Raw genomic sequence first — 21,722 nt, 5'->3', positions numbered from 1 at the left:
ACCAGAGGCCGGCCCAGATCGCAAGATGGGTCAGGAATTTTGACGCGCTCATAGCCGTGCCAACCAATAGATGCAGCCATAGATTGGAAGCCAGGCCACTACGACGAAGTTCCAATACATGGCGTTGTCCTGGACGTCGCCGAAACGACGTCGGTTCTGCCCGTGGCTCGTAAACATCAACGCAGCGAGGACCAGGGTGTCGGCGAGGTCGGTGATGATGTGTGTGGTGTGGAGGCCGAGCAGGAGCCAGATTGCAGAACCGTAGGCGTTGGTGTCCCAGCTGATCCGCAGGGCGGGAAATTCGAAGATGCGAACGATCAGTGGCGTGATTCCAAAGATCGACATGAAGACGAGTGCGATTCTGACTTTGCGCAAATCCAGCTGCGCCGCCCAGCGCGAGATCAGGATGTTGGGCACTAGGCTGACGAGCAAAATGAGTGTCACCAGCGTACCGGGAAGCAAATCGGGCGGAGGAGCGTTGATCGGCCAGGTGGTCGCCAGGCTCATCAGATAGAGATAGACAGCGATCGCCAGGGCAAAGCCGGTCCCCTCGATCAACATGAAGGCGAGCGTGCCCCACCAAGTGGCACTCTGCATCCCCATTCCGTGTAACGGCAGTTGGCCGAGATGAAGCACGATCCTTTCCCTCATGCCTCATCCTCCGGCGTGCCCTTGGGCCAGAACCAGCCGATCAGCGCAACGGCGATCGGGATTGAGCCCCACACCACCGCCCATGGCGTGAATATCGACCAGATCAGCATGATGCTAGTTGCGATCGCCGTGAGCAGAGGCCAGATCGAATTCCGCGGCGAGGCCTCGCGCGCCTGTGGCTCGGCAGTATTCAGCGACGTCACAACCAGCTCGCGTCGATCCGTACGCAGGCCGTCGGCAACAAGAAGGGCGTCGCGGCTGTTCCATAGCGGGTGTAAGCTGGTGACGACGGGAATCATCGCGAAATTGTAGCTTGGGGGGGGCGATGTGGTGGCCCACTCCAGAGTGGGTGCATCCCAGGGATTGTCGGACGCGACTTCGCCGGCGCGCGCGCTTCGAATGACATTGATGAAGTAGAGCAAGAACCCCGCGGTGAGCACGATAGAGCTGAGGCTCGCGAACAAATTGAGAGCGTGCCACGGCAGGTCGGGCTGATAGGTGTAGATACGCCGGGGCATGCCCTCCAGCCCAAGGATATGCATCGGGAAAAATGTGGCGTTGAAGCCGGTGATGATCAGCCAGAATGACCATTGCCCGAGCGTCTCGCTCATCATTCGTCCGGTCAGCTTGGGAAACCAGTAGTGAATGGCGCCGAGCAGCGGAAAAACGGCGCCGCCGACGAGGACATAATGGAAATGCGCCACCACGAAGTAAGTGTCGTGCACCTGGGTGTCGAACGGCACGGAGGCGACCATAACACCAGTCAGGCCGCCGATGACGAACGTGACGAAGAAACCGATGATAAAGAGGAGGGGCGTCTTGAACACTGGCTTGCCGTCCCACAGCGTGGCCAGCCAGCAGAAGATCTGAACACCGGCGGGGATGGCGATGGCCATGCTGGATGCCGTGAAAAAGCTCTCTCCCAGCCGTGGCAAGCCCGTCACAAACATGTGGTGCACCCACAGGCCGAAGGCGAGGATGCCTGTGGCGATCAACGCCATCACCAGGCCGAGATAGCCGAAGGCAGGCCGCCGTGCGAAAGGCTCCATCATGGTCGAGACCATGCCGGCAGCCGGCAGGAAGATGATGTAGACCTCGGGATGGCCGAAAAACCAGAACAAATGCTGCCAGAGCAGCACGTCGCCGCCCTCGGCCGGATTGAAGAAGTGCGTGCCGACGAGGCGGTCGAGGATCAGGCTGGTGCTGGCGACCATGATCGCCGGCATCGCCATGATGATCAGGAAGGACGTCACCAGCATCGCCCAGACGAACACGGGGATACGGTCGAGGGTCATGCCCGGCGCGCGTTGCTTGAAGATGGTGACCACCATCTCCACAGCAACTGCGAGAGCCGAGACTTCAGTGAAGGTGATCATCTGTGCCCAGATGTCGGCGCGCTTGCCGGCGGCATATTGCGGCCCGGATAGCGGCACATAGGCAAACCAGCCGACGTCGGGTCCCATGTCGAGCGCAAAGGCAATCCAGAGCAGAGCGCCGCCGGCGAGATAGATCCAGTAGGAGAATGCGTTGAGGCGAGGGAAGGCGATGTTGCGGGTGCCAACCATCAGCGGCACCAGATAGACCGCGACGGCCTCCATTACAGGCACGGCGAACAAAAACATCATATTGGCGCCGTGCATGGTGAAGATCTGATTATATCGGTCGGCGCCGAGCAGGCGCGCTTCCGGCTGCGCGAGCTGAATCCGCATCAGCGCGGCGAGAACTCCTCCGAGGGCAAGGAAGATAAAGGCCGTGAAGATGTAGCGGCGCCCGATGATCTTGTGATCGACTGTGGTGAGCGCGCCCCAAATGCCGGGCGGCGTTTTCCATGTTTCCGTCAGCGCCTCTGTCAGGCGCGTGCCTTGGATATCGATATCGCGCGTCTTGGACGCTTTGGCGGGGCTGTTCATTTCAGGCTCGCCATATAAGCGGAGACCGCGCGCAGCTCGTCGGGCGTTAGCGGCACCATCGGCATGTTGTTGCCCGGCTTGATGGTCTGTGGATCGGCGATCCAGGCAGCAAGCGAACCGCGCGTGGTTTCGAACAGTCCCGCCGCGATGGTCCGGCGGCTGCCGACATGGGTGAGATCAGGCCCCGTGGTGCCGGCTGCAATGGTGCCACGGATGGTGTGGCAGGCCGCGCACGGCTTCGTCAGGAACGTCTGCATTCCCGCAGCGGCCTCCTCTTCGACCGGCTGGGCCGCCGCATTCCGCTCCGCGTTCGCCCATCTGTCGAAATTCTCCTGCGACTCCGCGATCACCAGCAACGCCATGTGCGCGTGCTGCATGCCGCAATATTCTGCGCATTGACCGCGATAGACACCAGCTTTCTCGGCGCGGATAACCAACTCGTTCGAGCGACCAGGGATCAAGTCCTGCTTGCCAGCAAGGCTCGGGACCCAGAACGAATGGATCACGTCGAGGCCCTCGAGCTTGAGCCGCACGTTGCGGCCCACCGGAATGTGGATTTCGTTGGCGGTCTCGAATCGCAGGGCCGGATCCGGGCCGATATACTCGAGGCCCCACCACCATTGCAGGCCGCGCACCCGGATCGTCAGATCGTCCTGGCCGGCGACGCTGAGACCGCGCGTGGCAAAAAAGCTTATGACGGTGAACGTGCCGATGATCACGACGGTGACGATGACGGCGCCGGTGACCGCGATGGTCATGTGCCGCTCGCGGCCAGCCTGAGGTGGTGTCGGCCGGCCTTCCCGCCGGTGCCACAAAGCCCAGATCAGCCCGACCATCACCAGCATCCAGACGAGGGAGCAGACCGCAACGATCAGAAGGATGAGATGCTTCAAGCTGATCGCCGAGGTGCCGTGAACGTCGAGCGCGGATTGCCAATTGCTGCCGCACGCTGCCAGCGGAACGGCAAGTACTGCGCTCAAACAGGCCTTGCTCAGCACGCGGATCACGGCGTCGGTCCCTGATCCAAATGAACCGGTGAGGGGCCTTGATCGAATAGCAGCTTGGCCGGTGCGCGATTTTCGGCAGGCCGCGTCTGTTTCTCGTCGTTGCGGCTGGGCGCGGCGGTCTTGCCTTCATAGGAGCCGATGGTCTGCACAAAGCCTGCAAGCTGCCAGATCTGATCGGTCGTCATCTTGTCGCGGAATGATGGCATGCCGTGCGGCCGCCCATCCCGGATCGAGGCGAAGATCGAGACCATCTCGGGTCCGTAGTACCACCAGCCGTCAAGGAAGCCCGGCCCGCTCCCACCCTGGCCGTCGCCGTGACAGCTTTTGCATCCGAACCACGCAAACAGCCGCTTGCCCTGGCTCAGATTGTAGGCGTTGGCCTCATAGGGGTTGCCTAGCGCGAAGTAGACCTGCGGGGGCGCGCCGGCGATTTGGTTCGGCATCAGCGCGATTTTGTCGAGCGCATCGGCGGTCGGTGGATCGAGCCGCAATTGTCGCTGTTCCCGCTGACAGCCCGCCAAGACCGTCGCAACTGCGATCAGAATGCTGGTCATCCGTTTCATCTGACCCGTCTGCCCGTGGGAACTATCAATCGGTGCGCTACTGCTTGGTTCCAGTGGGCTTGAGTCTTCGAGTTATGCGCTCAGGCCAGCTGAAAACCTGAAACTCACTGCCGCGCGCGATGCCGGCCAGCGTAATCCCCGATGCGGTTGCGGTTCGGACTGCGAGCGCCGTAGGGGCAGAGACCGCGATCAGAATGCCTATGCCGATGGCCGCGGCCTTTTGCACAAGCTCGATTGATACGCGGCTGGTTAGGATAAGCGCACCTGAGGTGCCGGTCACGCTCTCTGCGGCCATCGCGCCCGCGAGCTTGTCGAGGGCGTTATGCCGGCCGACATCCTCGCGCAGCAGCAACAATCCCGATCCAGGCCGATAGAGTCCGGCTGCGTGCGTTGCCCGGGTTGCACGATTGATATCCTGCGCCGCAGTAAGAGCATCCACCGCAGAGGAAACGTCGTCCGCGGTTAGCGAGAGACTGCATGCAACGGGTGGGACGGGCGGACAGGCGTCGGCCAGGCTTTCGATCCCGCAGAGGCCGCAACCTGTCGGGCCAACCAAACGCCGGCGCCGCGCCGCAAGGCGGTCGCTCCGGTCGCACGTGAGCCACATCCGCAGTTCCACGCTGTCTCCGTGCCGGACGATCTCCAAGTCTTCGATTTCGGACGGCGCGGCAATGATTCCCTCCGTCAGGCTGAACCCAAGGGCGAGATCGGTGAGATCGGCAGGTGTCGCCATCACAACGGCAAGCGTCGTTCCGTTGTACGCTAGGGCCACGGGGGTCTCTTCAGCAAGTGTGCGGGTAGCAAGTCGCCCGTCCTGGTCGCGACAATCGGCGCCGACCACCGCGTGCGGCAGATTTGTCTGGCACCTAGACTGCGAGCCGTGCAACGCGTCCTCCCTGAAAGAAGAAACGACGCCACCCTTGCGAGATGGTTCCTAAGCGGGCGCCCGCAGGGTTAGGGCCTCCTATCGCGCCAGAGAACGGCGACCGATTAGAAAGCCGGTCATCAGGCAGCGGTCAACGGGTTCCACGCCCTGCCGATTGAGGACATCTCTAGCAATTTATGTTCGTGGAACGGGTCCGACACGCTCACGTTGGCGGACATGTCACTTGCCTGTATGCGAGGCTGGTTAACCAAAGTCGGTGTGGCGACGTCGCGGCCGGCGGCGTTCGTTGTCTTCTTGGCCTATGGAGCTTGCTGGCTCGTACTCGGAAGCGGACTAGAATGGCATTCGATGGCAACACTCGCAACCTGGGGAATGACCCTTCTCATCCAGCGCGCGGAGCATCGCGATGCTCAGGCCATTCATGCCAAACTCGACGAGCTCCTGAAGGCCGTCGGGGATGCGGATGCAGATTTGATGGATGTCGACAAGAAGGACGCCGAGGAAGTCGAGCAAGAGCGCGCACACGTTCAGGCATCTTGAGGGTTCGAGAGTTCGTGCCTTTATTTGGTGCAGATCCTCGCATCAATCCGGTCAATGGTTTCTCACAGAACAAGTTGCGGTGGTGCCTCGCTCGAAGTCAGACCAATTCGCCGAAAAACCTGACCATCAACGATTGGTGCTCGTCACCCATCACCCCACAATCTCCTTCGCGGCGCCTGGATCGCAGACTGGCCGGGAGCAGCAAAGAGCGGCCGTTTTCGCGCCGGCGTGTCTTTTGTTGTAGCTCATGCCCTAGGCATCCACCTAAGAGACATTGGTCTAGCAACGGACTGGGCCAACGAAGCGGGTTGGAATTTTGGATGAACCGATGTCCGTGTTCGCGGGTGGCTCCGCGAAGCGCGATGCTTCTGATTATTCTATGATTGCGATCTGCCAGGCCAGCAGATCGCAATCGCTCTTCGTGCTTTAACGCAAGAGCATGATCAGGATAATAAGGGGAATCGGGATTCCGACTAGCCAGAGAAGAATTGGCATGGTCCTTTCCTTTCGCAATCAGCGGCGGCGGTTGCAGGTGCCATCACGAAGGCCGCCGCCTTTTGTGGCTGCAAGGCTGGCGCAGAAGGCCCAAGCAATGAAACCGTGGGCGGTGTCAGCGCCTAAAAAATCGTTCCCAGGTCGCAAAGTTGCGGGATGATAAGGCTGTTGAGCACGCGTCCCATTGAGGCCGAACAGGAACTCGCATCTTCACAACGCGTTTTGCCTACAATTCGTTTGCCAACAAGGAGATCTCCGATGGCAGGCTTAAGCGAGGAAGACATCCGTAAACGTGCCTACCTTCTCTGGGAAAGGGCTGGACCGCCGGCAGGACGGATGGACACGTATTCGTACGAAGCGGAAAAAGAGCTTCTTGCAGAGCGCGAAAAGCAGGCTGACTTGCCATCGTACACTCCGAACCTAGCAGCCAACTGAGGGTAGGATTTTCTGGCCGGCTTCGGCATGCCGCCACTTGATGACGAGCTGCGATTGGACTGAATAAGGTCCCCTTACGTTAAGAGACGAGTAACCACCCCCGCGGGCGTAGCAAGAGCGCATGGAGACCATCGAGACCTATCTTGAGCGGAAGTACCGCGAAATTCGCCTGATCCACGATTGTCTGAGAAGTCCACGACAAGTGTCTCGTCCGCCGACGGTAGATGAGGCCATCGCAGCGAAGTTTCAGCTGACCGCCGCATTGCGTGCCGAACATGAGCTTCAAGATTGGAACGCCACCGAGACGGCTTGGTCTGCGGCGCTGCCTGCGAGTGGACACTTTAAATTTCAGTACGATTATCAGCGCGCTGATCTCAGCGTCAGTGGACCGTCGTTCTATGATTTAGAACGCGGCTGTGCACGCGACGCGACTTATACGGCGTCCGGCATGGCGGCGATCTCTTCACTTTTCCTGGCTTCCCGGCTGATTTTTCCCAAGGCACACATTCTGGTGCTACCAGGCTCTTACGGGGAGACGCTGGAGCTGGTCGATCGCTTTCTCCCAAGCTATAGGCTTGTCCCCTTGGCGCTGCCGCTGCCCGAATCGTTTGATCAGGAGGACGCACCGAAAATTCTCTTGCTCGATTCATGCATCAGTGCCGGCGCCTTTGAGGCGATGTTGCGCCGTGACGGTTCTGCGTTCGATCTGCTCGTGTTCGACACGACCTGCTTCTCCGGCAACTCGGGCCGTGTTCGGCGTGTGCTGCGCTGGGCTCGCCGTTGCGGAGTTCCTGTTGCCATGGTGCGCAGCCACAACAAGTTGGACACGCTCGGCGCTGAATACGGCAGGCTCGGCTCTGCCGTCTTCGTGAATTGGAGCGGGGAGGGCGCGGATGCAAAGCGCGCGATGATCGAGCGTTTGGCTGGAGAAACGGGCAACGCGGTCCGTCTTCTGGGTAGCGCGGCGCTCCCGGCGCATTTCCCGCCCTATGCGGGCGGCAAAAACTATAGGGCGCTAACTCGGGTGCGCATTGCAGCCATTCTTCGCAACGGCCGTCTGGCGGCCCGGCTTCTTGCCCGCGAGATCCCTAAGCTTTCGGCCGAGCTTCATTTCGTCCACGGCCTCTATGTCACGCTCTGCTCCAGGCGCCCCCTCGACGAGCTGAGCGCCCGGCAAGCCGCCGAGGCGATGAGCGGCGAGTTGCGCAGCCGATATCCAATCCGCCACGCAGGTAGTTTTGGCTTTGACTTTGCCACGACAGAATGGTTTCGCGACGCCATTTTGGATGAATATAGCGTTCGTGTGGCGGTGCCCGATTTGCCGACGCACTTGTGGAACGAGCTCGTGATGGAGATCGCAAAATGGTGGGGCAAAAACCATGGCTGATGGTGGCCTTGTTCCGTTCCATCATGAACCGAAGGCATCGGGGAACAACGCTTGACTTCTGAGTTACAACTGGCTGTCAGATGATCTAGTCTTGTCGCATTTATTGACAGCTTGTTGTTATGGCCGCAGGGTCTATCCGTAGCAATCACGATGTAGGCGGACAGCTCGGGGGATGATCGCCGCCACGACTTGGTCGCGATACCCAATTGGCTGGGGCGGCGACCTGGCTGCCATGCTCAAAACCACAATCGGCCAGATGTCGCGCTCCGATCTCAGATGTGCTATTCGAACAACTCAGTTGAGCGCACTCGCGGATGCAGCGCGCGTGCCTTGCCGGAAACGTTCGTGCACCACACTGTGCGAACGTTTGCGGCCAGCCTCGAAGTCGCAACCAGGGAGGCGATCATCGCCGCAACTTCGATCGCCAGGGACGTGTCCACGTCGAGGGGACGTGACTGTCAGAGACAAATGACTTGAAGAAGAAGACTTGTAGGTCGGGAACGTCACCCGGCTCGTGGAATGCCAGGATCTGACGCTGCCCGGCGCCGACAATCTTCGATCGTAGCACAAAACCTTCGATAACCAGACAGCAGCGGATGGGCGATCCCCTATGGACGCGTTTTGCCTCACCATTGACCACCTGCCTGATCGCTATCGAGAGGCTGTTGATCGCATGCTCATCTTCGTCGTCGATCTCCGTGCTGACCCTCAGCCGCTTCAGAAAAGGTGCTGTGATTTCCGCTTTGGTCATCTCTCTTTCTCCTACTCCGCAAAACGCCATCTGAAAACAAAGGTTCCTGACGCTTGGAAGGCAGGGGTCGTGGAAACGTCGTGCCAGAGCGGAGACGAAAAGTTAGGAGTCGGACCGATGACGTGCGGGAGGACGAAGCCTCGTTCAATTGACATTGTCCGCCAGCATATTGCGGGAGGCCGCGGAAACGGCGGCAAGCCCCTCAGTCTGATTTCGCCTGCTGTTCGTGGCGAATGGCGTGAGCCATCACCCGCAGGCGAAAGTCTCCCGGGCTCTACCACATCTGATCGGTCATCTTCACCGCACCCCGGTGATGGCTGCTCATCAATTCCACAAAATCGGGTCGAACTAGTGAGTCGGCGCAGACTTGATCCGCCGCATCTCGGCCACGGTGAGAAACCGGGTATGGCGGCACGCTCCTCGCCGGTGCAGTCCGGCATCTCGGTGTCGAACCAACTCAGCCACCAGTTTTCGAAAATCGGTTCTCGCCCACCTGGCTGGCGACCATCAAGCTTCGCAGATGCGGATCCTTCGCGCGCTCCGAAGCGATCTGCGCCAGATCGATGCCTTGAGCGTGGTGCACCCTCGTGTGACGGATAAAAGCCTGGTCCGCATCCCTGTCGCGGCCGATCCAGGCAGCTTGTAGCCGTGACCGCCGAACAACGCGAGTATGCCCAGCACCGGGATCGCAGTTATCGCGCCGGTGATCCAGCTTTTGGCGAAGCGCACATCTGGCGCAGGCGCGCGGCGCCATTTCCAGCGCAGCGGGTACATGATGGCAGACGAGCCATGGACGAGGAGGCCGATCCAATAGGGTTGCTGCAGCGTGAACAGTGGTAGCGCGGCACCACCAACCATTCCGTCGCAGAGGAGAAGACGGCCCAGGGCAACGCGAGCGACAGGATAGTGAGCGGTCTCGGTCGGCGGTCCACCGGCCGAGCACGCCGAAAAACACCAGCGCCCAGGAAAAATCTACGGCCGCATCGCGGCCGATCCGCGCGGCAAACAGCTGGCTTACAACGGTGGAAAAGACACTACTGATCAGACCGAGCGCGGTCGCCGCAACCCACCGTGAGCGCCTGCGGGACTTGTCGAACGGCCGAGCGCTAGAATCCATGTCTCGCATGGAGGGAGCTTGAGGGCGACGGCGTTCACTTCAATTGCTTGAGTGCTTCGGTCGAACAGTTCGGCCGCAAGATAGCTGAATGTGATGCTCGGGGCGCTTTGGCCCAAATCATCCGACAGAATCGACGGGCTTGCGGTGCATCGAAATGGCCGCTTCGCTCTCCGCCTCGACCTTGCCTTACTTGTGGAGATCCTGATCTACAATGATTTCGCCGACGGATTGCTTGGCCTTACCGAGAAGTCGCTGTGTGGGGCCCTTCGTCTGGCTCATCCGTCAACCTCGACGTCAGCGCCACTGACCCGGCGCATAAAGGCGGCGAAAGGCCGGGTAGTTTATTCCAATCGACCGGCAGCGGGGTTGGGGGATGCCGAAGGTGCTGGTGAGACTATTGGGAAGCCCCATAGTCCGTCCTTGGTTAGGAGCGCTCGATGGCGATGATCACCCCTTCATTGCCGCGGAGGAGGAGGGGGGTGTCCGGCAGCGGCTGCGGCTGCCGGTCGAGATGTGTCGACATCAGCAGGCGGCCATGACCCTGCCAGCGCCATTTCCGAGGCTCGGGGGCGATGTTGAGCAGGACCAATATCTCGTCTCCGTTCCGGGCGCGTTTGAAAGCGAGGACATCGTTCCGTGAGCGGAGCGGCTGCTGCTCGCCTTCGCGCAGACACGTCTGCTCGCGCCGCAGCGCGATGAGCTCTCGAAACAAGGCAAGTATCGAGCGCTCGTCTCGTTGCTGGCCGGCGACATCCCTTGAACCGACTGGACCGGGCGGCAGCCAAGAGTGTCCTTCAGTGAAGCCGCCATTCGGGCCGTCATCCCAGCGCATCGGCGCGCGCTCGGGATCCCGGCAAAGCCCATAGCCCGGCACCAGCTTCTCGAACGGATCGCGGATCCGATCCGGCGGGATGGAGACCCGCTCGCGGCCGATCTCGTCGCCCATGTAGAAGAATGGGGTTCCCCGGAGGGTCATCAATAGCATCGCCAGGATGCGCGTCTGCGCTTCTCCGATCCTGCTCGCGACCCTCGGCTTATCATGCCCTCCGATCACCCAGACCGGCCAGGCTTGCGAAGGCAGAGCGTTGAAATAGGCATCGATCGCTGCTTGCAGAGATAGAGCATTCCAGCGCGTATCGAGCAGCGCGAAGTTCAACGGCAAGTGCAAGCGCGGCCGATCGTTGCCGCAGAAATGCCCGATCCGGTCGGTCTTACCTTGCACTTCACCGCACAACAGCCTTCCACGATATTGGTCGATCACATTCCGGATGTCCTCGATGCATTGCATCGTCTCCGGACGATCGTCGGTAAAAACAGGCGTCTGGCGCTGCGGCGGCGGTTCGCCCTCGGCATCCGGATTGGGCGGATTGTCGCGCAGTAGGTGGTCCTTGATCAGGACGGCGCTGGCATCGACGCGAAAACCATCAACGCCCCGGTCCAGCCAGAAGCGCATCACGTCTGCGATTGCCGCGCGTACCTCCGGGGTTCGCCAATTCAGGTCCGGCTGCTCGACGAGAAAAGAATGATAGTAATATTGCCGCCGCCCGTCACACCATTCCCACGCGCTGCCGCCAAAGCGGCTCAACCAATTGTTGGGCGGACCCCCATTCTCGGCCGGATCAGCCCAGATGTACCAATCTGCCTTCGCGTTGTCGCGAGAGCTGCGGCTTTCGACGAACCAGGCATGGTGTTCGCGGTGTGATTGGGGACGAGGTCAAGTATGAGACGAATTTCGGCATCGTGCAAGCGACCAAGAAGAAGGTCGAAGTCATCAAGAGTGCCGAAGGCAGGGTCGATCGAGCAATAGTCCGAGATATCGTAGCCGAGATCCCGGAACGGACTTCGGTAGATCGGCGTCAGCCACACCGCGTCGACGCCGAGCCACTTCAAATAGTCAACGCGCGATAGCAAGCCTGCTAAATCGCCCTTGCCGTCGCCGTTGGAATCCTGAAACGAGATCAGCGCGATCTCATAGATCGTCGCAGAGTGCCACCACGGCTTTTCCGCCGTTGCTTGAGCCGCCTCGCTCTGTTCGACCCGGTCGTGCCTCATGCGTTCAGGAAGGATTTAGCGATGGCGATTTGTTAGTATGTGCTGCGATCTGCCTTGCAACGCCTCGCGCGCCCTCAAGTCCCCTAGGATAGCCGCTGCGGTTCGGAAAAAGTTTTCGCCTTGCGTCCCGGGCCGGGCGGAGCGGTTTGGTGTCCTGTGCGGCCCGGTAGTCGAGCATGGCAATCCCCCCGACCATCAGCAGCGCGAGCGCGATGTTGCCCTTCTTGGGATTGTCCGCCGTCAAGCCCGACAGCAACGCGGCCGCATCCAGGCCATCTCCGCCAACGCGGGCCCAAAGACCGGCATTCTTGTCTACCGACAGCGACATGATTCCGGCCATGATCTCCCTGAGGCCGAACGCTCTGACCAGGGTCTCGCTGCCTTCCATGCCCCGCGCTTGCGTGACGCGACGCGGCGCCAGCAATTCGACGGCGCCAAGCCCAATGCTGAACCAGCCGAGCGCGCGCGCGAGCTGATCCGCCGGTCTCTTCAGGCTTTGTCCGCCCTCGATGATCTTTGGATCGCCTTTGGTGCGCAGGAAGTTGGAGAAATGAAACATGTCTGACAGCTCCTTCAGGGTTTCAAAACGACCTTGATGCAGGAGTCCCGCTTGTCGCGAAACACTTGGTACATCTGCGGGCCCTGCTCCAGTGGCACCGTATGGGTGATGACGAATGACGGATCTATCTCGCCCTGCTCGATGCGGTGCAGCAGGTCATCGGTCCAGCGGTTGACGTGGGTCTGGCCGGTTCGCATCGTCAAGCCCTTGTTCATGAAGGCGCCCATCGGCATCATGTCAGAGAGGCCGCTGTAGACACCGGCGACGGAGATGATGCCCCCGGGACGGCAGACATAGATCATCTCCCGAAGCACATGGGGGCGGTCGTTCTCGAGCATCACCATCTGCTTGGCACGATCGAGCAGCGTGTCCGGCTGTGAGGCCATTACATGCGCCTCCATGCCGGCGCAATCGATGCATTTTTCCGGGCCCTTGCCGTCGGTCAGCTCGTTAAGTCGCTCGACCACGCTTTCGGTTTCGAAGTTAATCGTTGCGGCTCCCCCGGCCTCCGCCATACTGAGGCGCTCAGGCAGGCAGTCGATCGCGATCACCTGGTTGGCACCTAGCAGGATGGCGCTTCGGATCGCCATCTGCCCGACCGGCCCGCAACCCCAGATCGCTACCGTGTCGGTAGGCTCGATGTCGCAATGCACCGCCGCTTGCCAGCCTGTCGGGAAGATGTCGCTGAGAAAAAGCAACTGCTCGTCGGGGATTCCGGCTGGAACCTTGATGTGCGTGGCGTCGGCATAAGGCACGCGCAGATACTCGGCCTGCCCGCCGGGATAGCCGCCGGTCAGATGCGTGTAACCGAACAGGCCGGCCGTCGTGTGTCCGAACGCCTTGTCGGCGAGGTGGCGCTTCCGGTTGGTGGTTTCGCAGACGGAGAAATTGCCACGCTTGCATTGCTCGCATTCGCCGCAAATGATGGTGAAGGGAACGACGATGCGGTCGCCCTTCTTAATCTTGCGGTCGACACCGGAACCGACATCGACCACCTCGCCCATGGTCTCGTGGCCCATGACATCGCCAGGCAGCATCCCCGGAATGAAATTGTGAAAGAGATGGAGGTCGGAGCCGCAAATGGCGCAGCTCGTGACCTTGATGATGGCATCCCGAGGGTCCTGGATCTCCGGATCGGTGACGGTGTCGCACCGTATATCCTCCCTGCCGTGCCAAACCAGCGCTTTCATCTCTGTCCTCCGCGATCGTTACGAGCCATCTAAGTCGAACGAAGAACGATGGTTGCTATCGCGGTCCGCAAATCGCCGCATCGCAACCGCTATGCGCTGAATAGGAACGACAGCGTGGGAAGACCGATTGAAGAGATCAATACACGAGGATAATGTCATGCCAGACAAGCAACTCGCCCTGGTCACCGGAGCATCTACCGGCAAACTTGCTGTGCGGCTGAAGCCGGCTTTGATCTCGTCATTCGCCGCAGACGAGGTAGCCATCGAGCGGGCAGCGTTCAGGCAGTGCAGGCGGATCCGGCGACGACAGAGGGGTCGACGAGTTGTGCGCGGCCGTCGGCAGCCGGCCAATCGATGCGCTGTTGGCCAACGCCGGCGTCGGCCTTGGCAGAGCCTTTCTTGACCAGCAAGCGGGCAGATCTCCGCCGCTGCGACAGCAAGGCCTTCCTGGATCCGGCGCAGGTCGGGACGCATTGATCACAGGCTCGATTGCGGGATTCACGCCAGGTAGTTTCCTGGCCGTCTAAAACGCGCCGGCCAGAAGAAGACTGTGAGGAAAGCTTGAACGAGAAGTTGGGAGCCGCCGGGCAGCCGCGGCGGCACGGGGCGCATATCACCGGGCACGGTGTGGTTTTCAATCTTTGGGCTCCGTCGGCGGAATCGGTCGAGCTGCTCGAAAGCGGGCAGGCACCGCGGCGCATGCCCCGCGACGAGCAGGGGTGGTATCAGGCTCTCAGCGTGACGGCCCATGCAGGAACGCGCTACCAATACAGGATCAACGGCAAACTCGTGGTTCCCGATCCCGCGTCGTCATTTCAACCTGATGATGTCGGCCAACCGAGCGAAGTGATCAACACGGTAGCTTTGCGGGACTTCGATCCTTATCCAGGGCGGCCCTGGGCCGAAGCCGTCATCTATGAGCTGCATGTCGGCACATTCTCCGACGAAGGAACTTACGCTGGAGTAGAGAAGCGGCTCGACGACCTTCGTGATCTCGGCATCACGGCCATCGAGCTCATGCCGATCCATGATGTCCCCGGCCGTCACAATTGGGGCTATGACGGTGTTCTGCTCAATGCGCCGAACGTATGCTACGGTCGTCCAGAAGATCTCAAGAGGTTGCTGCGGGCCGCTCACCAGCGCAACATGATGGTCTATCTCGACGTGGTCTATAATCATTTTGGGCCACAGCTCAATTATCTGCACAGTTACGCCGAGAATTTCTTTACCGATCGACACACGACCGGCTGGGGGCCCGCCGTCAATCTCGAGGGCGAGCACGGCGCGTTCGTGCGCCAGTTCCTGATCGACAACGCTTTGATGTGGCTGCGCGACTACGGCTTCGACGGGTTGCGTTTCGATGCCGTGCACGCCTTGAAAGACGATTCCGAACAGCATTTCCTCGTCGAACTGGCCGAAACCGTTCGTGAACAGGTCGGCCGCCGGCACGTGCACTTGATGCTCGAAAACGAGGCTAATCAAGCGAGCCTGCTCGAACGTCGGGATGGCCGAGTAACGCTTTATGATGCGCAGTGGGGAGATGACTTCCACAATGCCCTGCACGTGCTGCTGACCGGCGAGAACGAGGGATATTACCGGGCCTTTGCCGACCGGCCGCTCCAGCATCTGGCGAGATCGCTTGCGGAAGGATTTGCCTATCAGGGCGAAATTTTTCCCTTGCATGACAGGCCGCGGGGCGAACGGAGCGATCACCTTCCGCCGGAGGCCACGATCTTCTTCGCGCAAAATCACGATCAGGTGGGTAACAGGGCCCTCGGCGAACGGCTGGCGAAACTCGTCAGTCGCGAAAAGTTGGAGCAAGCCATGGCCTTGCTGCTTCTTAGCCCGCATATTCCGATGCTCTTCATGGGAGAGGAGGCCGCTGCCGAGACGCCGTTCCTGTTCTTTGCCGACTGGAAAGGTGAGGCGGCCGATCTCACCCGCGAAGGTCGGCGCAAAGAGTTCGCGCATTTCGCGGCGTTCGCGACACCAGAAATGCGTGACCGGATTCCGGACCCCTGCGACGGAGGAACATTCGCGGCGTCAAAATTGGACTGGCAAGCGCTTGAACGGTCGGATGTGAGCCGTCGATTTCGAGCACTGACACGAGACCTGTTGGAGATACGGCGCGCGAATATCCTGCCGCTTCTCAGGGAGGGTGTTGTCGGAGCTTACGCTGAATTGCTCGATCCGCGAGACGGGAGCATCGGAGGCCTCGATGTTCAGTGGCATACGCCGCAAGGCGGTATCCTTCAGATCGTCACGAACTTCGCCGAGCAGGCCGTCTTGCGGCCTCCGTTGGTCGAAGGCGAGACCTTGTGGGGCGCCGAACCGGAAGAAGGCCACCTTTATCTACATCCATCCGATATTTTGGTGCGCCTAGGCAGGAGATCGGCTCCACCATGAACGAAAGGCGTCGCCTACAGAAGTACCTAGCGCCCCGCTCGCTTCTGCGGATCGTCACGGCGTTGCGCCGCTTCCGTATTCCTATCCAGCTGTTCTCGCTCGCTGCGGCGCAGACGACCGGCCCTCAACACGCCATAAAGGATCGCTCCGCCAAGGATGAACGCGCCGATGAACCACATCCACAGCGCGGTCACCGAGACGTCACCCAGAAGCATACCAACGCCGCTATTGCCCATTTTCTACCTCTCCGCCATACGCTGCCAATGCGTCAAGCGGGACGTCGTTCCTAAAGCGCCGTTCCGCGCATTCGCGGCCAAGGCCCCCACTGCCTTACCAGCGCAAGACGGGCCCATGTCGCCCAGCAGGCGTGATCGGATGCTACAGGCCCGACATCAGATGAAGGGTTTCCCTCCGGTCACGGCGACCGTGGTGCCGGAGGTGTAGCTCGACAGCGGATCAGCCAGCATCACGTACGCCGTCGCCAGCTCGGCCGGCTGCCCGGCGCGCTTCATCGGCACCTGCTTGCCGAAGTTCTTGACGGCGTCGTCGGGCATGGTCGACGGGATCAGCGGCGTCCAGATCGGCCCGGGCGCCACGGCGTTCACGCGGATGCCTTTCTCCGCCAGCATCTGGGCCAACCCGCCGGTGAAATTCTGAATAGCGCCCTTCGTCGTCGCATAGGCCAGCAGCGTGGGATTGGGCATGTCAGAGTTTAGAGGCCGTGTTGATGATGGCGCCACCCGGCTGCATGTGGGGCACCGCGGCCTTCGCGAGAAAGAACATGGCGTGAATGTTCACGTCGAACGTCATCCGCCATTCCTCGTCGCTGATGTCGGCGAGATCCTTGAAAGTCGCCTGATGGGCGGCGTTGTTGACGAGAATGTCTACGCCGCCCAGATCGTGGACCGCCCGATCGACGACCTTCCTGCAATGGTCCGCGGACCTCAGATCGCCCTCGACCAGAATAGCCTTGCGGCCTTCCGCTTCGACGAGCGCCGCGGCTTCCTCCGCATCTTCATGCTCCTCCAGATAAGCGATCAGGACGTCGGCGCCCTCACGGGCGAAGGCGATAGCGACCGCCCTTCCTATTCCGCTATCTCCGCCCGTGATGATGGCTCGCTTGCCCTTTAGTCGCCCCGATCCTTTGTAGCTGGTCTCCCCATGATCGGGGCGGGGGTCCATCTTCGCAGTCGACCCCGGCATCGGCTGCTTCTGACTGGGGTAAGGCGGCTTCGGATAGTCTGGCATCGAGATCGGTCTCCGCGGGTCGAGAGCGCGACAACCGACTGAAGGCAATCAAGGTTCCTAACCTATCGTCCGCCACTCTCCTCCGGACGTCCCCCGCGACGCGCTTGCGCAAAGCAGCAAAAAGAGCGCGCGCTCGGCCTTGTATCTCGCGCCAGCGCGACTGCACTCCGAGCCGGACATGACGGCGTCTCCTTGGGCGGTGCGAACGGCCCACTTAGATCGGCCGTGACCACGCCTCTTTAGCACGATATCGAACCCCGCAAATCGATCCTCGCCGTCTGACGGAGAAGTCACGCCGCCACCCTGTTCGGCAAGCCACCCCGAATCTGGACGAGAAGTCTTTGCTCACGCTCGATTCGGCTGAGATAGAGCTCGCGCTCCTTCTCAGTCTTGGCGCCGGCCAGCAGCAGGCGATAGTGGTCGATGACCTTCTCACTGCCTCGGATCAACAGGTCCCTGACGTTGGTCATGACGCCACCCCCGCGCTCGCCTCCGCGGCCGGCCTTTCAGGCAAGGCAAATGCGATGGGAAGGTCTCGGAAGTCAGCGCCTCGAGCGATGCGGTCTCCTCGGAAAGGCGCCGTTTGATGAACTGACGCTCGAGGTGACCTGCGTCTTAAGCAGGCTGCGATAGCGGTGAATGTTATTGCGGTGCGTTCGGATACGAGCAAAATCTTCGTCGAGCATCGTCGCCACTCCTGACTGTCTTCAGTGTCCTTTCCGGTTCGAGAACGGGAAGCGGTCGGTCTCCCCGTCGCAAAAAATATTCGGCGCGACAAAACTGTCAAGACACTAGAAGTGCGACCCGGAAAACCTTGTGCCCACCGCGTTAACCAATCGCACACGTCAAAAAAATTGCGTTCAGCCTCTTGAACCTACTTTGCGTTTCTCTAAATCGTTTTTCGCCGCGAGAGCGGTGTGCCGGACGCCTTCACGGGCGCCGACGACATCGCCGTCACCGCGGAGCAGAACGCTCTGATGATCGAAGGCAGGAAGCCCGACAAGGCGGCCGGCGAATTCCTGTACCAGGGCATCGCGGCGCGGCCGTTCCGGCGGGTGTTCAACCTGGCGACTACGTCCAGGTGAAGCAGGTTTCGTTCCAGGACGGACTGTTGATCATCGACCTCGTCCGCGAGGTGCCGGAGGCGATGAAGCCCCGCCGGATCCAGATCGCAGGGGGCAGCCCGGCCTCGCCACAGATCGAGCAGAAGAAGGCGGCCTGACCGCCCTTAACACCACATCGAGCGACGGCGGGCCGGTGCCCGCCGTCATTGTCGCATCCCTCGGAAAGGAGCGTAAGGGAGCCCAACGATGACCAATGCGAAAACCAACTCAAGTAATCTCCATTCCCTCTTCCATCCCGCCGCGCACTATGCGTCTCCGGATGAAGTGCTGAACGACGAGACCCTCTCGGCGCCCGAGAAGCGGATCATCCTGTCGTCCTGGGCGTCCGACATGTACGCAAATCCTGTCCCGCGTTGCGCGAAATACCCGGCATGGGGCGCGCCATCCGGCTCGCCGACATCCTCGCGGCGTTGCGTCGCCTCGACGGCGAAGACGACGGTCCGCCCCGCCCGGGCGGGGCTACGAGACGGCTGCGGCGGCCTTGGGCCGCCGCCTGGCGGAGGTCTAGGTGATGTTCACTGAGGCCGTTCTCGGAATTGGGCTGCTCGGCCACTTCTCAGCGACCTGGACCGTGCCAATTCTGGCGCTGTTGTCCGGGTCGTCCGACATGGGGTCCGCTCGCTTCGATTGAGACTGCCGGTCAGCGCCGGCGCGCCACCCATATCCCCGCAAGGAAGGCGACAAAGAGCGAGCGGAGCGCCTTTAACGGTCATTTCGCGCAGCTCCTCGGCCCACCGCTCCAAATCTTCTTGCGAAGGCATGCTCAGCCCATGAGCACTCCCGTCCGGTCCGGACGATGTCGTGCTGGCGGGCCTCGCGCGATCCGGGTCCACTAGGCCGGAGGCCTCGGTCATCGCCGCCGTTTCCTTTGGATCCATGCCGATCTCCTTATAAAAATCGATCTGGAGGTTGCGGCGCCGTTAGCCAGAATATTATGCACCTACGGCGTTTCCGCTTTCAGGGACGGTTACGCGCACAGCGTGGCCCTGCCGCATCGCAAGGGACGCGGCCGCGACTGCGGCCTCGAAGCAGCTTCCTTGGTCTGATAGGTGTTCCGGCTGACCCCATCATGCTCGATATGCCAGGCACCATCTCGGCCGACGATATCGTAGGCTGCCAATCCCATACGCGGGTTCTCCTCTAGCCGTCCGGAGTTGCTTTTGAAGCTTGCGTGCTGCTCACGGGATCCGAAGCCGGAAAGGAGTCCTTCAGGCCTTTCTCCAACTCATCATCTCTTGCCTTGTCGCGCCGTACGTCCTGCTTAGGGTCTGTCGCGTGTTTATCGGGTGGCGCTGGATTGAATTTTTCGGCCATGAAAACCTCCTGGCTCGCTCTTGTTTTCTTCCGATCTCGCGCTCATGCCCGCTGCCGTTCCTGCGGAGGAACTAACGGTTCGACAAGGCTTTTTCTTCGAGACGGAGACAAATATGTCGAATGCAGAACACCGTATTGTCGAGACCCCACCATTGTCGAGACCCCCACCGAGGCGCCAGGCAGAACCTGGCCCAAGCGTCCTCGCCTTGCTGCTCGTTAGCCTGACTCTTGCGGCTATCACGATGGTGGCAATCTGGACCGTCTTTTTTCATACCTGACAGTCCAGCCCGCCAATCCGGATCGCTTTTTCCAGGCCGGTTGCCAACCTGAGCGCGTGAAGCCCTACGAGGTGCGGTATGATCCATCATGTTTCTTTAGGGACCAACGACGTCCCTCGGGCGCGGGCTTTCTACACGCCCTTGATGAAGCTAATCGGCTTCCGTATTCTGAAAGCGTCGGCAAAGTCCGTTCACTACGGCGCGTCCGACATCCTTTTCAGTCTCGAAACGCCCGTTGATGGTAAGCCGGCTTCACCCGGCAATGGTGTCCATAGCGCGTTTCAGGCGCCGGACCGGGAAACGGTACGGCGCTTTCATGCGGCGGCAATCGCTGCAGGCGGCACTGATGAGGGTTCGCCAGGCATCCGCGCAAATTATAACGCCAACTACCGGCACGTTTGTGCGCGATCCCGATGGCCACAAGATCGAGGCAGTCACTTACACCGCGCGTGAAGCCTTCGATGTTGTCCGAGAGTAGTCAGCTGTCTCCCATGACCCACGATCAGGAAGTTTGCCCCCGAGTTAACAATCCGTGCCGCAGCCGGAAGATCCGCGCTTTGTGCGGCGACTTCGGCAATCGTATCCGTTGAGCCTGAATATCGTTGGCGGTCACACGCAGTTGCCCTTCCACCGCTGCAGGGCCATGCCCGTTATTTTCTGAGGTCTGCAAAACGTTTTTTCCCGGTCGTCCAAACCAATTTTACCTTGTGGAGCTCCTAGGCAGCGATGCGGCATTTCCCCCACTTTTCCATCATTCCCCATGGCCTTTTTAGCGCCGGGCCGCAGCGCCGAACAGTCCGCCAAACAGGCCTTAGCGGGTCCAGGTTAATTCCGATCCGTTACCACTTCGTGCGTTGCGTTCGATCCGCGGCCGCCGTTCCGATCGTGGAACTTGATAGAGTCCCCAGCATTAAGAGTGCGAACCACGGAGGAAGACGAAAATGGCTGTCAACAAGCCCACCGGAGACAACGCTCGCAAGGGTGCAGTGAAGAAACGCTCGCAGACGAAATCCACCATCGGAGGCGCAAGCGCGTGGACAAAACGCGACAGGAAGTCCGGTGAGTTCATGGCTCTCAAGCGGCCTTCAAAGAAAAAGGCGGCGAAAAAATTCAAAGGTGTGCATGTAGAAAAGAAGAGCGCAGGCGCGAAGAAGGCCGGCAAGAAGAAAAAGGGGGCGCGGCGCTAAGCAACCTGACGCATAGTAGAAGGCCCGATATGTATCGGGGACTCATAAATCTCTACACCGGTTTCGTCCCGCACCCTGATGTAGTTGCCCGACTGGGCGAAGGGTGGCTTCTCAGTGGCGATGCGATGAGCGATGAACTTGGCGTGCTCCTTTGCCTCGCGGCGGGACGCGCATTGATGTCCCACTCTGTCGCAGGCAGTGAACTTACCAGCTAGATCGAAATAAAACCGCTTCATAAGAACTAGAACAATCGTTCCTTCGCGGCGTTCCTAATAAGCCTTTTAATCTTACGCGCGGCCGACCACCTTAGCTGCCGACAAACGCTCTACATTGCCGGCCACGATTTTTCTGTAGTGATCGAGAACGTCGCCGCAGTCCCCGCCACGGATGAGTATCGTTCGGGCCTCCGCCGCAACCAGCTTTTCCGTGACCATAAGGAACATCTCGTCCGTGCTGCCCGCGCCTGCCGCGATCTGCCGCAGCCGCATGTCGATGACCTCAAGGGCATCGGCCATAAGTGTCAGCATCGAATACCAAACAAGCATGAGAACTCCGGTCCAGGGCTGATGATGTTGCGCAGCCGCAAAAGGCGGAGCGCGCACATTAAGCCTCCGTGGCAGCC

22 protein-coding genes and 3 pseudogenes are annotated in these 21,722 nt (G+C 60.5%); 8 read left to right on the top strand and 17 right to left on the bottom strand.

Features of this window, described 5'->3' with window-relative positions; all coding sequences use genetic code 11:
• Positions 1-48: 48 nt before the first annotated feature.
• Genes AB7245_RS44985 through fdhD form a run of 5 tightly spaced genes read right to left on the bottom strand, consistent with a single transcriptional unit; the run spans position 49 to position 4,972 of the window.
• Positions 49-651, bottom strand: coding sequence for a cytochrome c oxidase subunit 3 (locus tag AB7245_RS44985; protein ID WP_439035818.1), 603 nt, complete (start codon positions 649-651; stop codon positions 49-51).
• A complete protein-coding gene (gene ctaD / locus AB7245_RS44980) occupies positions 648-2,561 on the bottom strand; it encodes a cytochrome c oxidase subunit I (protein WP_439035817.1) in 1,914 nt (637 codons plus the stop codon). The genes AB7245_RS44985 and ctaD overlap by 4 nt, the downstream gene beginning before the upstream one ends.
• On the bottom strand, positions 2,558-3,559 hold the full coding sequence (gene coxB, locus AB7245_RS44975; RefSeq protein WP_425364329.1) for a cytochrome c oxidase subunit II: 1,002 nt from the start codon (positions 3,557-3,559) through the stop codon (positions 2,558-2,560). Before coxB ends, ctaD begins: the two co-directional genes overlap by 4 nt.
• 5 nt (positions 3,560-3,564) lie before the next feature.
• Positions 3,565-4,122, bottom strand: a complete 558-nt coding sequence (locus AB7245_RS44970; RefSeq protein ID WP_231145724.1) for a c-type cytochrome — start codon at positions 4,120-4,122, stop codon at positions 3,565-3,567.
• Between the two features lie 46 nt (positions 4,123-4,168).
• Complete coding sequence (fdhD, locus tag AB7245_RS44965) at positions 4,169-4,972, bottom strand: formate dehydrogenase accessory sulfurtransferase FdhD (RefSeq protein ID WP_354130567.1); 804 nt, start codon at positions 4,970-4,972, stop codon at positions 4,169-4,171.
• A 261-nt stretch (positions 4,973-5,233) separates the two neighbouring features.
• Here fdhD and AB7245_RS44960 point away from each other — a divergent pair, with 261 nt between their 5' ends.
• From AB7245_RS44960 to AB7245_RS44950, 3 genes are all read left to right on the top strand, one after another.
• Positions 5,234-5,557, top strand: coding sequence for a low affinity iron permease family protein (locus AB7245_RS44960; protein ID WP_439035816.1), 324 nt, complete (start codon positions 5,234-5,236; stop codon positions 5,555-5,557).
• Positions 5,558-6,310: 753 nt separating this feature from the next.
• Positions 6,311-6,487 carry a DUF2934 domain-containing protein gene (locus AB7245_RS44955; protein ID WP_439035815.1) on the top strand — a complete coding sequence of 59 codons (177 nt, stop codon included), beginning with the start codon at positions 6,311-6,313 and terminating at the stop codon, positions 6,485-6,487.
• Between the two features lie 121 nt (positions 6,488-6,608).
• On the top strand, positions 6,609-7,874 hold the full coding sequence (locus AB7245_RS44950; RefSeq protein WP_439035814.1) for a hypothetical protein: 1,266 nt from the start codon (positions 6,609-6,611) through the stop codon (positions 7,872-7,874).
• Positions 7,875-8,277: 403 nt separating this feature from the next.
• Here the strand turns inward: AB7245_RS44950 and AB7245_RS44945 are convergent, their stop codons facing one another.
• The 6 genes and pseudogenes from AB7245_RS44945 to AB7245_RS44920 form a co-directional block, all read right to left on the bottom strand.
• Positions 8,278-8,625, bottom strand: coding sequence for a hypothetical protein (locus tag AB7245_RS44945; protein ID WP_439035813.1), 348 nt, complete (start codon positions 8,623-8,625; stop codon positions 8,278-8,280).
• A gap of 507 nt (positions 8,626-9,132) precedes the next feature.
• On the bottom strand, positions 9,133-9,483 hold the full coding sequence (locus AB7245_RS44940) for a hypothetical protein (protein WP_341850590.1): 351 nt from the start codon (positions 9,481-9,483) through the stop codon (positions 9,133-9,135).
• A gap of 683 nt (positions 9,484-10,166) precedes the next feature.
• A pseudogene (locus tag AB7245_RS44935) lies at positions 10,167-11,794 on the bottom strand (alpha-amylase family glycosyl hydrolase).
• Between the two features lie 4 nt (positions 11,795-11,798).
• Positions 11,799-12,353, bottom strand: coding sequence for a hypothetical protein (locus tag AB7245_RS44930; protein ID WP_439035812.1), 555 nt, complete (start codon positions 12,351-12,353; stop codon positions 11,799-11,801).
• A 14-nt stretch (positions 12,354-12,367) separates the two neighbouring features.
• Positions 12,368-13,543 carry a zinc-dependent alcohol dehydrogenase gene (locus AB7245_RS44925; protein WP_231145731.1) on the bottom strand — a complete coding sequence of 392 codons (1,176 nt, stop codon included), beginning with the start codon at positions 13,541-13,543 and terminating at the stop codon, positions 12,368-12,370.
• Positions 13,544-13,821: 278 nt separating this feature from the next.
• The gene (locus AB7245_RS44920) at positions 13,822-13,953 is read right to left on the bottom strand and encodes a hypothetical protein (protein ID WP_283019018.1); all 132 of its coding nucleotides are present in this window, start codon (positions 13,951-13,953) and stop codon (positions 13,822-13,824) included.
• Positions 13,954-14,104: 151 nt separating this feature from the next.
• Between AB7245_RS44920 and treZ the strand changes: the two genes are divergently transcribed.
• A complete protein-coding gene (gene treZ, locus AB7245_RS44915) occupies positions 14,105-15,949 on the top strand; it encodes a malto-oligosyltrehalose trehalohydrolase (protein ID WP_231145732.1) in 1,845 nt (614 codons plus the stop codon).
• Between the two features lie 26 nt (positions 15,950-15,975).
• Here the strand turns inward: treZ and AB7245_RS44910 are convergent, their stop codons facing one another.
• From AB7245_RS44910 to AB7245_RS44900, 3 genes and pseudogenes are all read right to left on the bottom strand, one after another.
• Positions 15,976-16,185 (bottom strand): hypothetical protein, encoded by a 210-nt coding sequence (locus AB7245_RS44910; RefSeq protein ID WP_231145733.1) that lies wholly within the window; start codon positions 16,183-16,185, stop codon positions 15,976-15,978.
• Between the two features lie 156 nt (positions 16,186-16,341).
• Positions 16,342-17,197 (bottom strand): annotated as a pseudogene (locus tag AB7245_RS44905) (glucose 1-dehydrogenase).
• A 290-nt stretch (positions 17,198-17,487) separates the two neighbouring features.
• A complete protein-coding gene (locus AB7245_RS44900) occupies positions 17,488-17,667 on the bottom strand; it encodes a hypothetical protein (RefSeq protein WP_231145735.1) in 180 nt (59 codons plus the stop codon).
• Between the two features lie 465 nt (positions 17,668-18,132).
• Here AB7245_RS44900 and AB7245_RS44895 point away from each other — a divergent pair.
• Together AB7245_RS44895 and AB7245_RS44890 are read left to right on the top strand one after the other, a co-directional pair.
• Positions 18,133-18,419: pseudogene (locus AB7245_RS44895) on the top strand (Hsp20 family protein); the annotation flags it as partial.
• 88 nt (positions 18,420-18,507) lie between these two features.
• Complete coding sequence (locus AB7245_RS44890) at positions 18,508-18,843, top strand: hypothetical protein (RefSeq protein ID WP_439035811.1); 336 nt, start codon at positions 18,508-18,510, stop codon at positions 18,841-18,843.
• A 618-nt stretch (positions 18,844-19,461) separates the two neighbouring features.
• Here AB7245_RS44890 and AB7245_RS44885 read toward each other — a convergent pair.
• A complete protein-coding gene (locus tag AB7245_RS44885) occupies positions 19,462-19,635 on the bottom strand; it encodes a hypothetical protein (RefSeq protein WP_231145737.1) in 174 nt (57 codons plus the stop codon).
• A 356-nt stretch (positions 19,636-19,991) separates the two neighbouring features.
• Here AB7245_RS44885 and AB7245_RS44880 point away from each other — a divergent pair, with 356 nt between their 5' ends.
• Both AB7245_RS44880 and AB7245_RS44875 read left to right on the top strand, forming a co-directional pair.
• A complete protein-coding gene (locus AB7245_RS44880) occupies positions 19,992-20,366 on the top strand; it encodes a VOC family protein (RefSeq protein ID WP_439035810.1) in 375 nt (124 codons plus the stop codon).
• A 488-nt stretch (positions 20,367-20,854) separates the two neighbouring features.
• Complete coding sequence (locus AB7245_RS44875) at positions 20,855-21,100, top strand: hypothetical protein (RefSeq protein WP_231145739.1); 246 nt, start codon at positions 20,855-20,857, stop codon at positions 21,098-21,100.
• Here AB7245_RS44875 and AB7245_RS44870 read toward each other — a convergent pair.
• Entirely contained in the window at positions 21,097-21,336 is a 240-nt protein-coding gene (locus tag AB7245_RS44870) for a DUF6894 family protein (protein ID WP_425364327.1), read from the bottom strand. The genes AB7245_RS44875 and AB7245_RS44870 overlap by 4 nt on opposite strands.
• Before the next feature lie 51 nt (positions 21,337-21,387).
• Positions 21,388-21,645 carry a hypothetical protein gene (locus tag AB7245_RS44865; protein ID WP_231145740.1) on the bottom strand — a complete coding sequence of 86 codons (258 nt, stop codon included), beginning with the start codon at positions 21,643-21,645 and terminating at the stop codon, positions 21,388-21,390.
• Between the last annotated feature and the right edge of the window lie 77 nt (positions 21,646-21,722).

Origin of the sequence: Bradyrhizobium sp. 604_D8_N2_3 (assembly GCF_051810765.1) — a bacterium.
Lineage (GTDB): Bacteria > Pseudomonadota > Alphaproteobacteria > Rhizobiales > Xanthobacteraceae > Bradyrhizobium > Bradyrhizobium barranii.
The sequence above is the reverse complement of the archived record's forward strand: the minus strand, read 5'-3'. Positions and strand labels throughout refer to the sequence as shown.

Coding starts and splice junctions, on each gene's coding strand:
- AB7245_RS44985 (WP_439035818.1), bottom strand. CDS start 651: ATGAGGGAAAGGATCGTGCTTCATCTCGGCCAACTGCCGTTACACGGA.
- ctaD (WP_439035817.1), bottom strand. CDS start 2,561: ATGAACAGCCCCGCCAAAGCGTCCAAGACGCGCGATATCGATATCCAA.
- AB7245_RS44970 (WP_231145724.1), bottom strand. CDS start 4,122: ATGACCAGCATTCTGATCGCAGTTGCGACGGTCTTGGCGGGCTGTCAG.
- AB7245_RS44960 (WP_439035816.1), top strand. CDS start 5,234: ATGTCACTTGCCTGTATGCGAGGCTGGTTAACCAAAGTCGGTGTGGCG.
- AB7245_RS44955 (WP_439035815.1), top strand. CDS start 6,311: ATGGCAGGCTTAAGCGAGGAAGACATCCGTAAACGTGCCTACCTTCTC.
- AB7245_RS44950 (WP_439035814.1), top strand. CDS start 6,609: ATGGAGACCATCGAGACCTATCTTGAGCGGAAGTACCGCGAAATTCGC.
- AB7245_RS44945 (WP_439035813.1), bottom strand. CDS start 8,625: ATGACCAAAGCGGAAATCACAGCACCTTTTCTGAAGCGGCTGAGGGTC.
- AB7245_RS44940 (WP_341850590.1), bottom strand. CDS start 9,483: ATGGTTGGTGGTGCCGCGCTACCACTGTTCACGCTGCAGCAACCCTAT.
- AB7245_RS44930 (WP_439035812.1), bottom strand. CDS start 12,353: ATGTTTCATTTCTCCAACTTCCTGCGCACCAAAGGCGATCCAAAGATC.
- AB7245_RS44925 (WP_231145731.1), bottom strand. CDS start 13,543: ATGAAAGCGCTGGTTTGGCACGGCAGGGAGGATATACGGTGCGACACC.
- AB7245_RS44910 (WP_231145733.1), bottom strand. CDS start 16,185: ATGGGCAATAGCGGCGTTGGTATGCTTCTGGGTGACGTCTCGGTGACC.
- AB7245_RS44900 (WP_231145735.1), bottom strand. CDS start 17,667: ATGACCAACGTCAGGGACCTGTTGATCCGAGGCAGTGAGAAGGTCATC.
- AB7245_RS44890 (WP_439035811.1), top strand. CDS start 18,508: ATGACCAATGCGAAAACCAACTCAAGTAATCTCCATTCCCTCTTCCAT.
- AB7245_RS44885 (WP_231145737.1), bottom strand. CDS start 19,635: ATGGCCGAAAAATTCAATCCAGCGCCACCCGATAAACACGCGACAGAC.
- AB7245_RS44880 (WP_439035810.1), top strand. CDS start 19,992: ATGATCCATCATGTTTCTTTAGGGACCAACGACGTCCCTCGGGCGCGG.
- AB7245_RS44875 (WP_231145739.1), top strand. CDS start 20,855: ATGGCTGTCAACAAGCCCACCGGAGACAACGCTCGCAAGGGTGCAGTG.
- AB7245_RS44870 (WP_425364327.1), bottom strand. CDS start 21,336: ATGAAGCGGTTTTATTTCGATCTAGCTGGTAAGTTCACTGCCTGCGAC.
- AB7245_RS44865 (WP_231145740.1), bottom strand. CDS start 21,645: ATGCTTGTTTGGTATTCGATGCTGACACTTATGGCCGATGCCCTTGAG.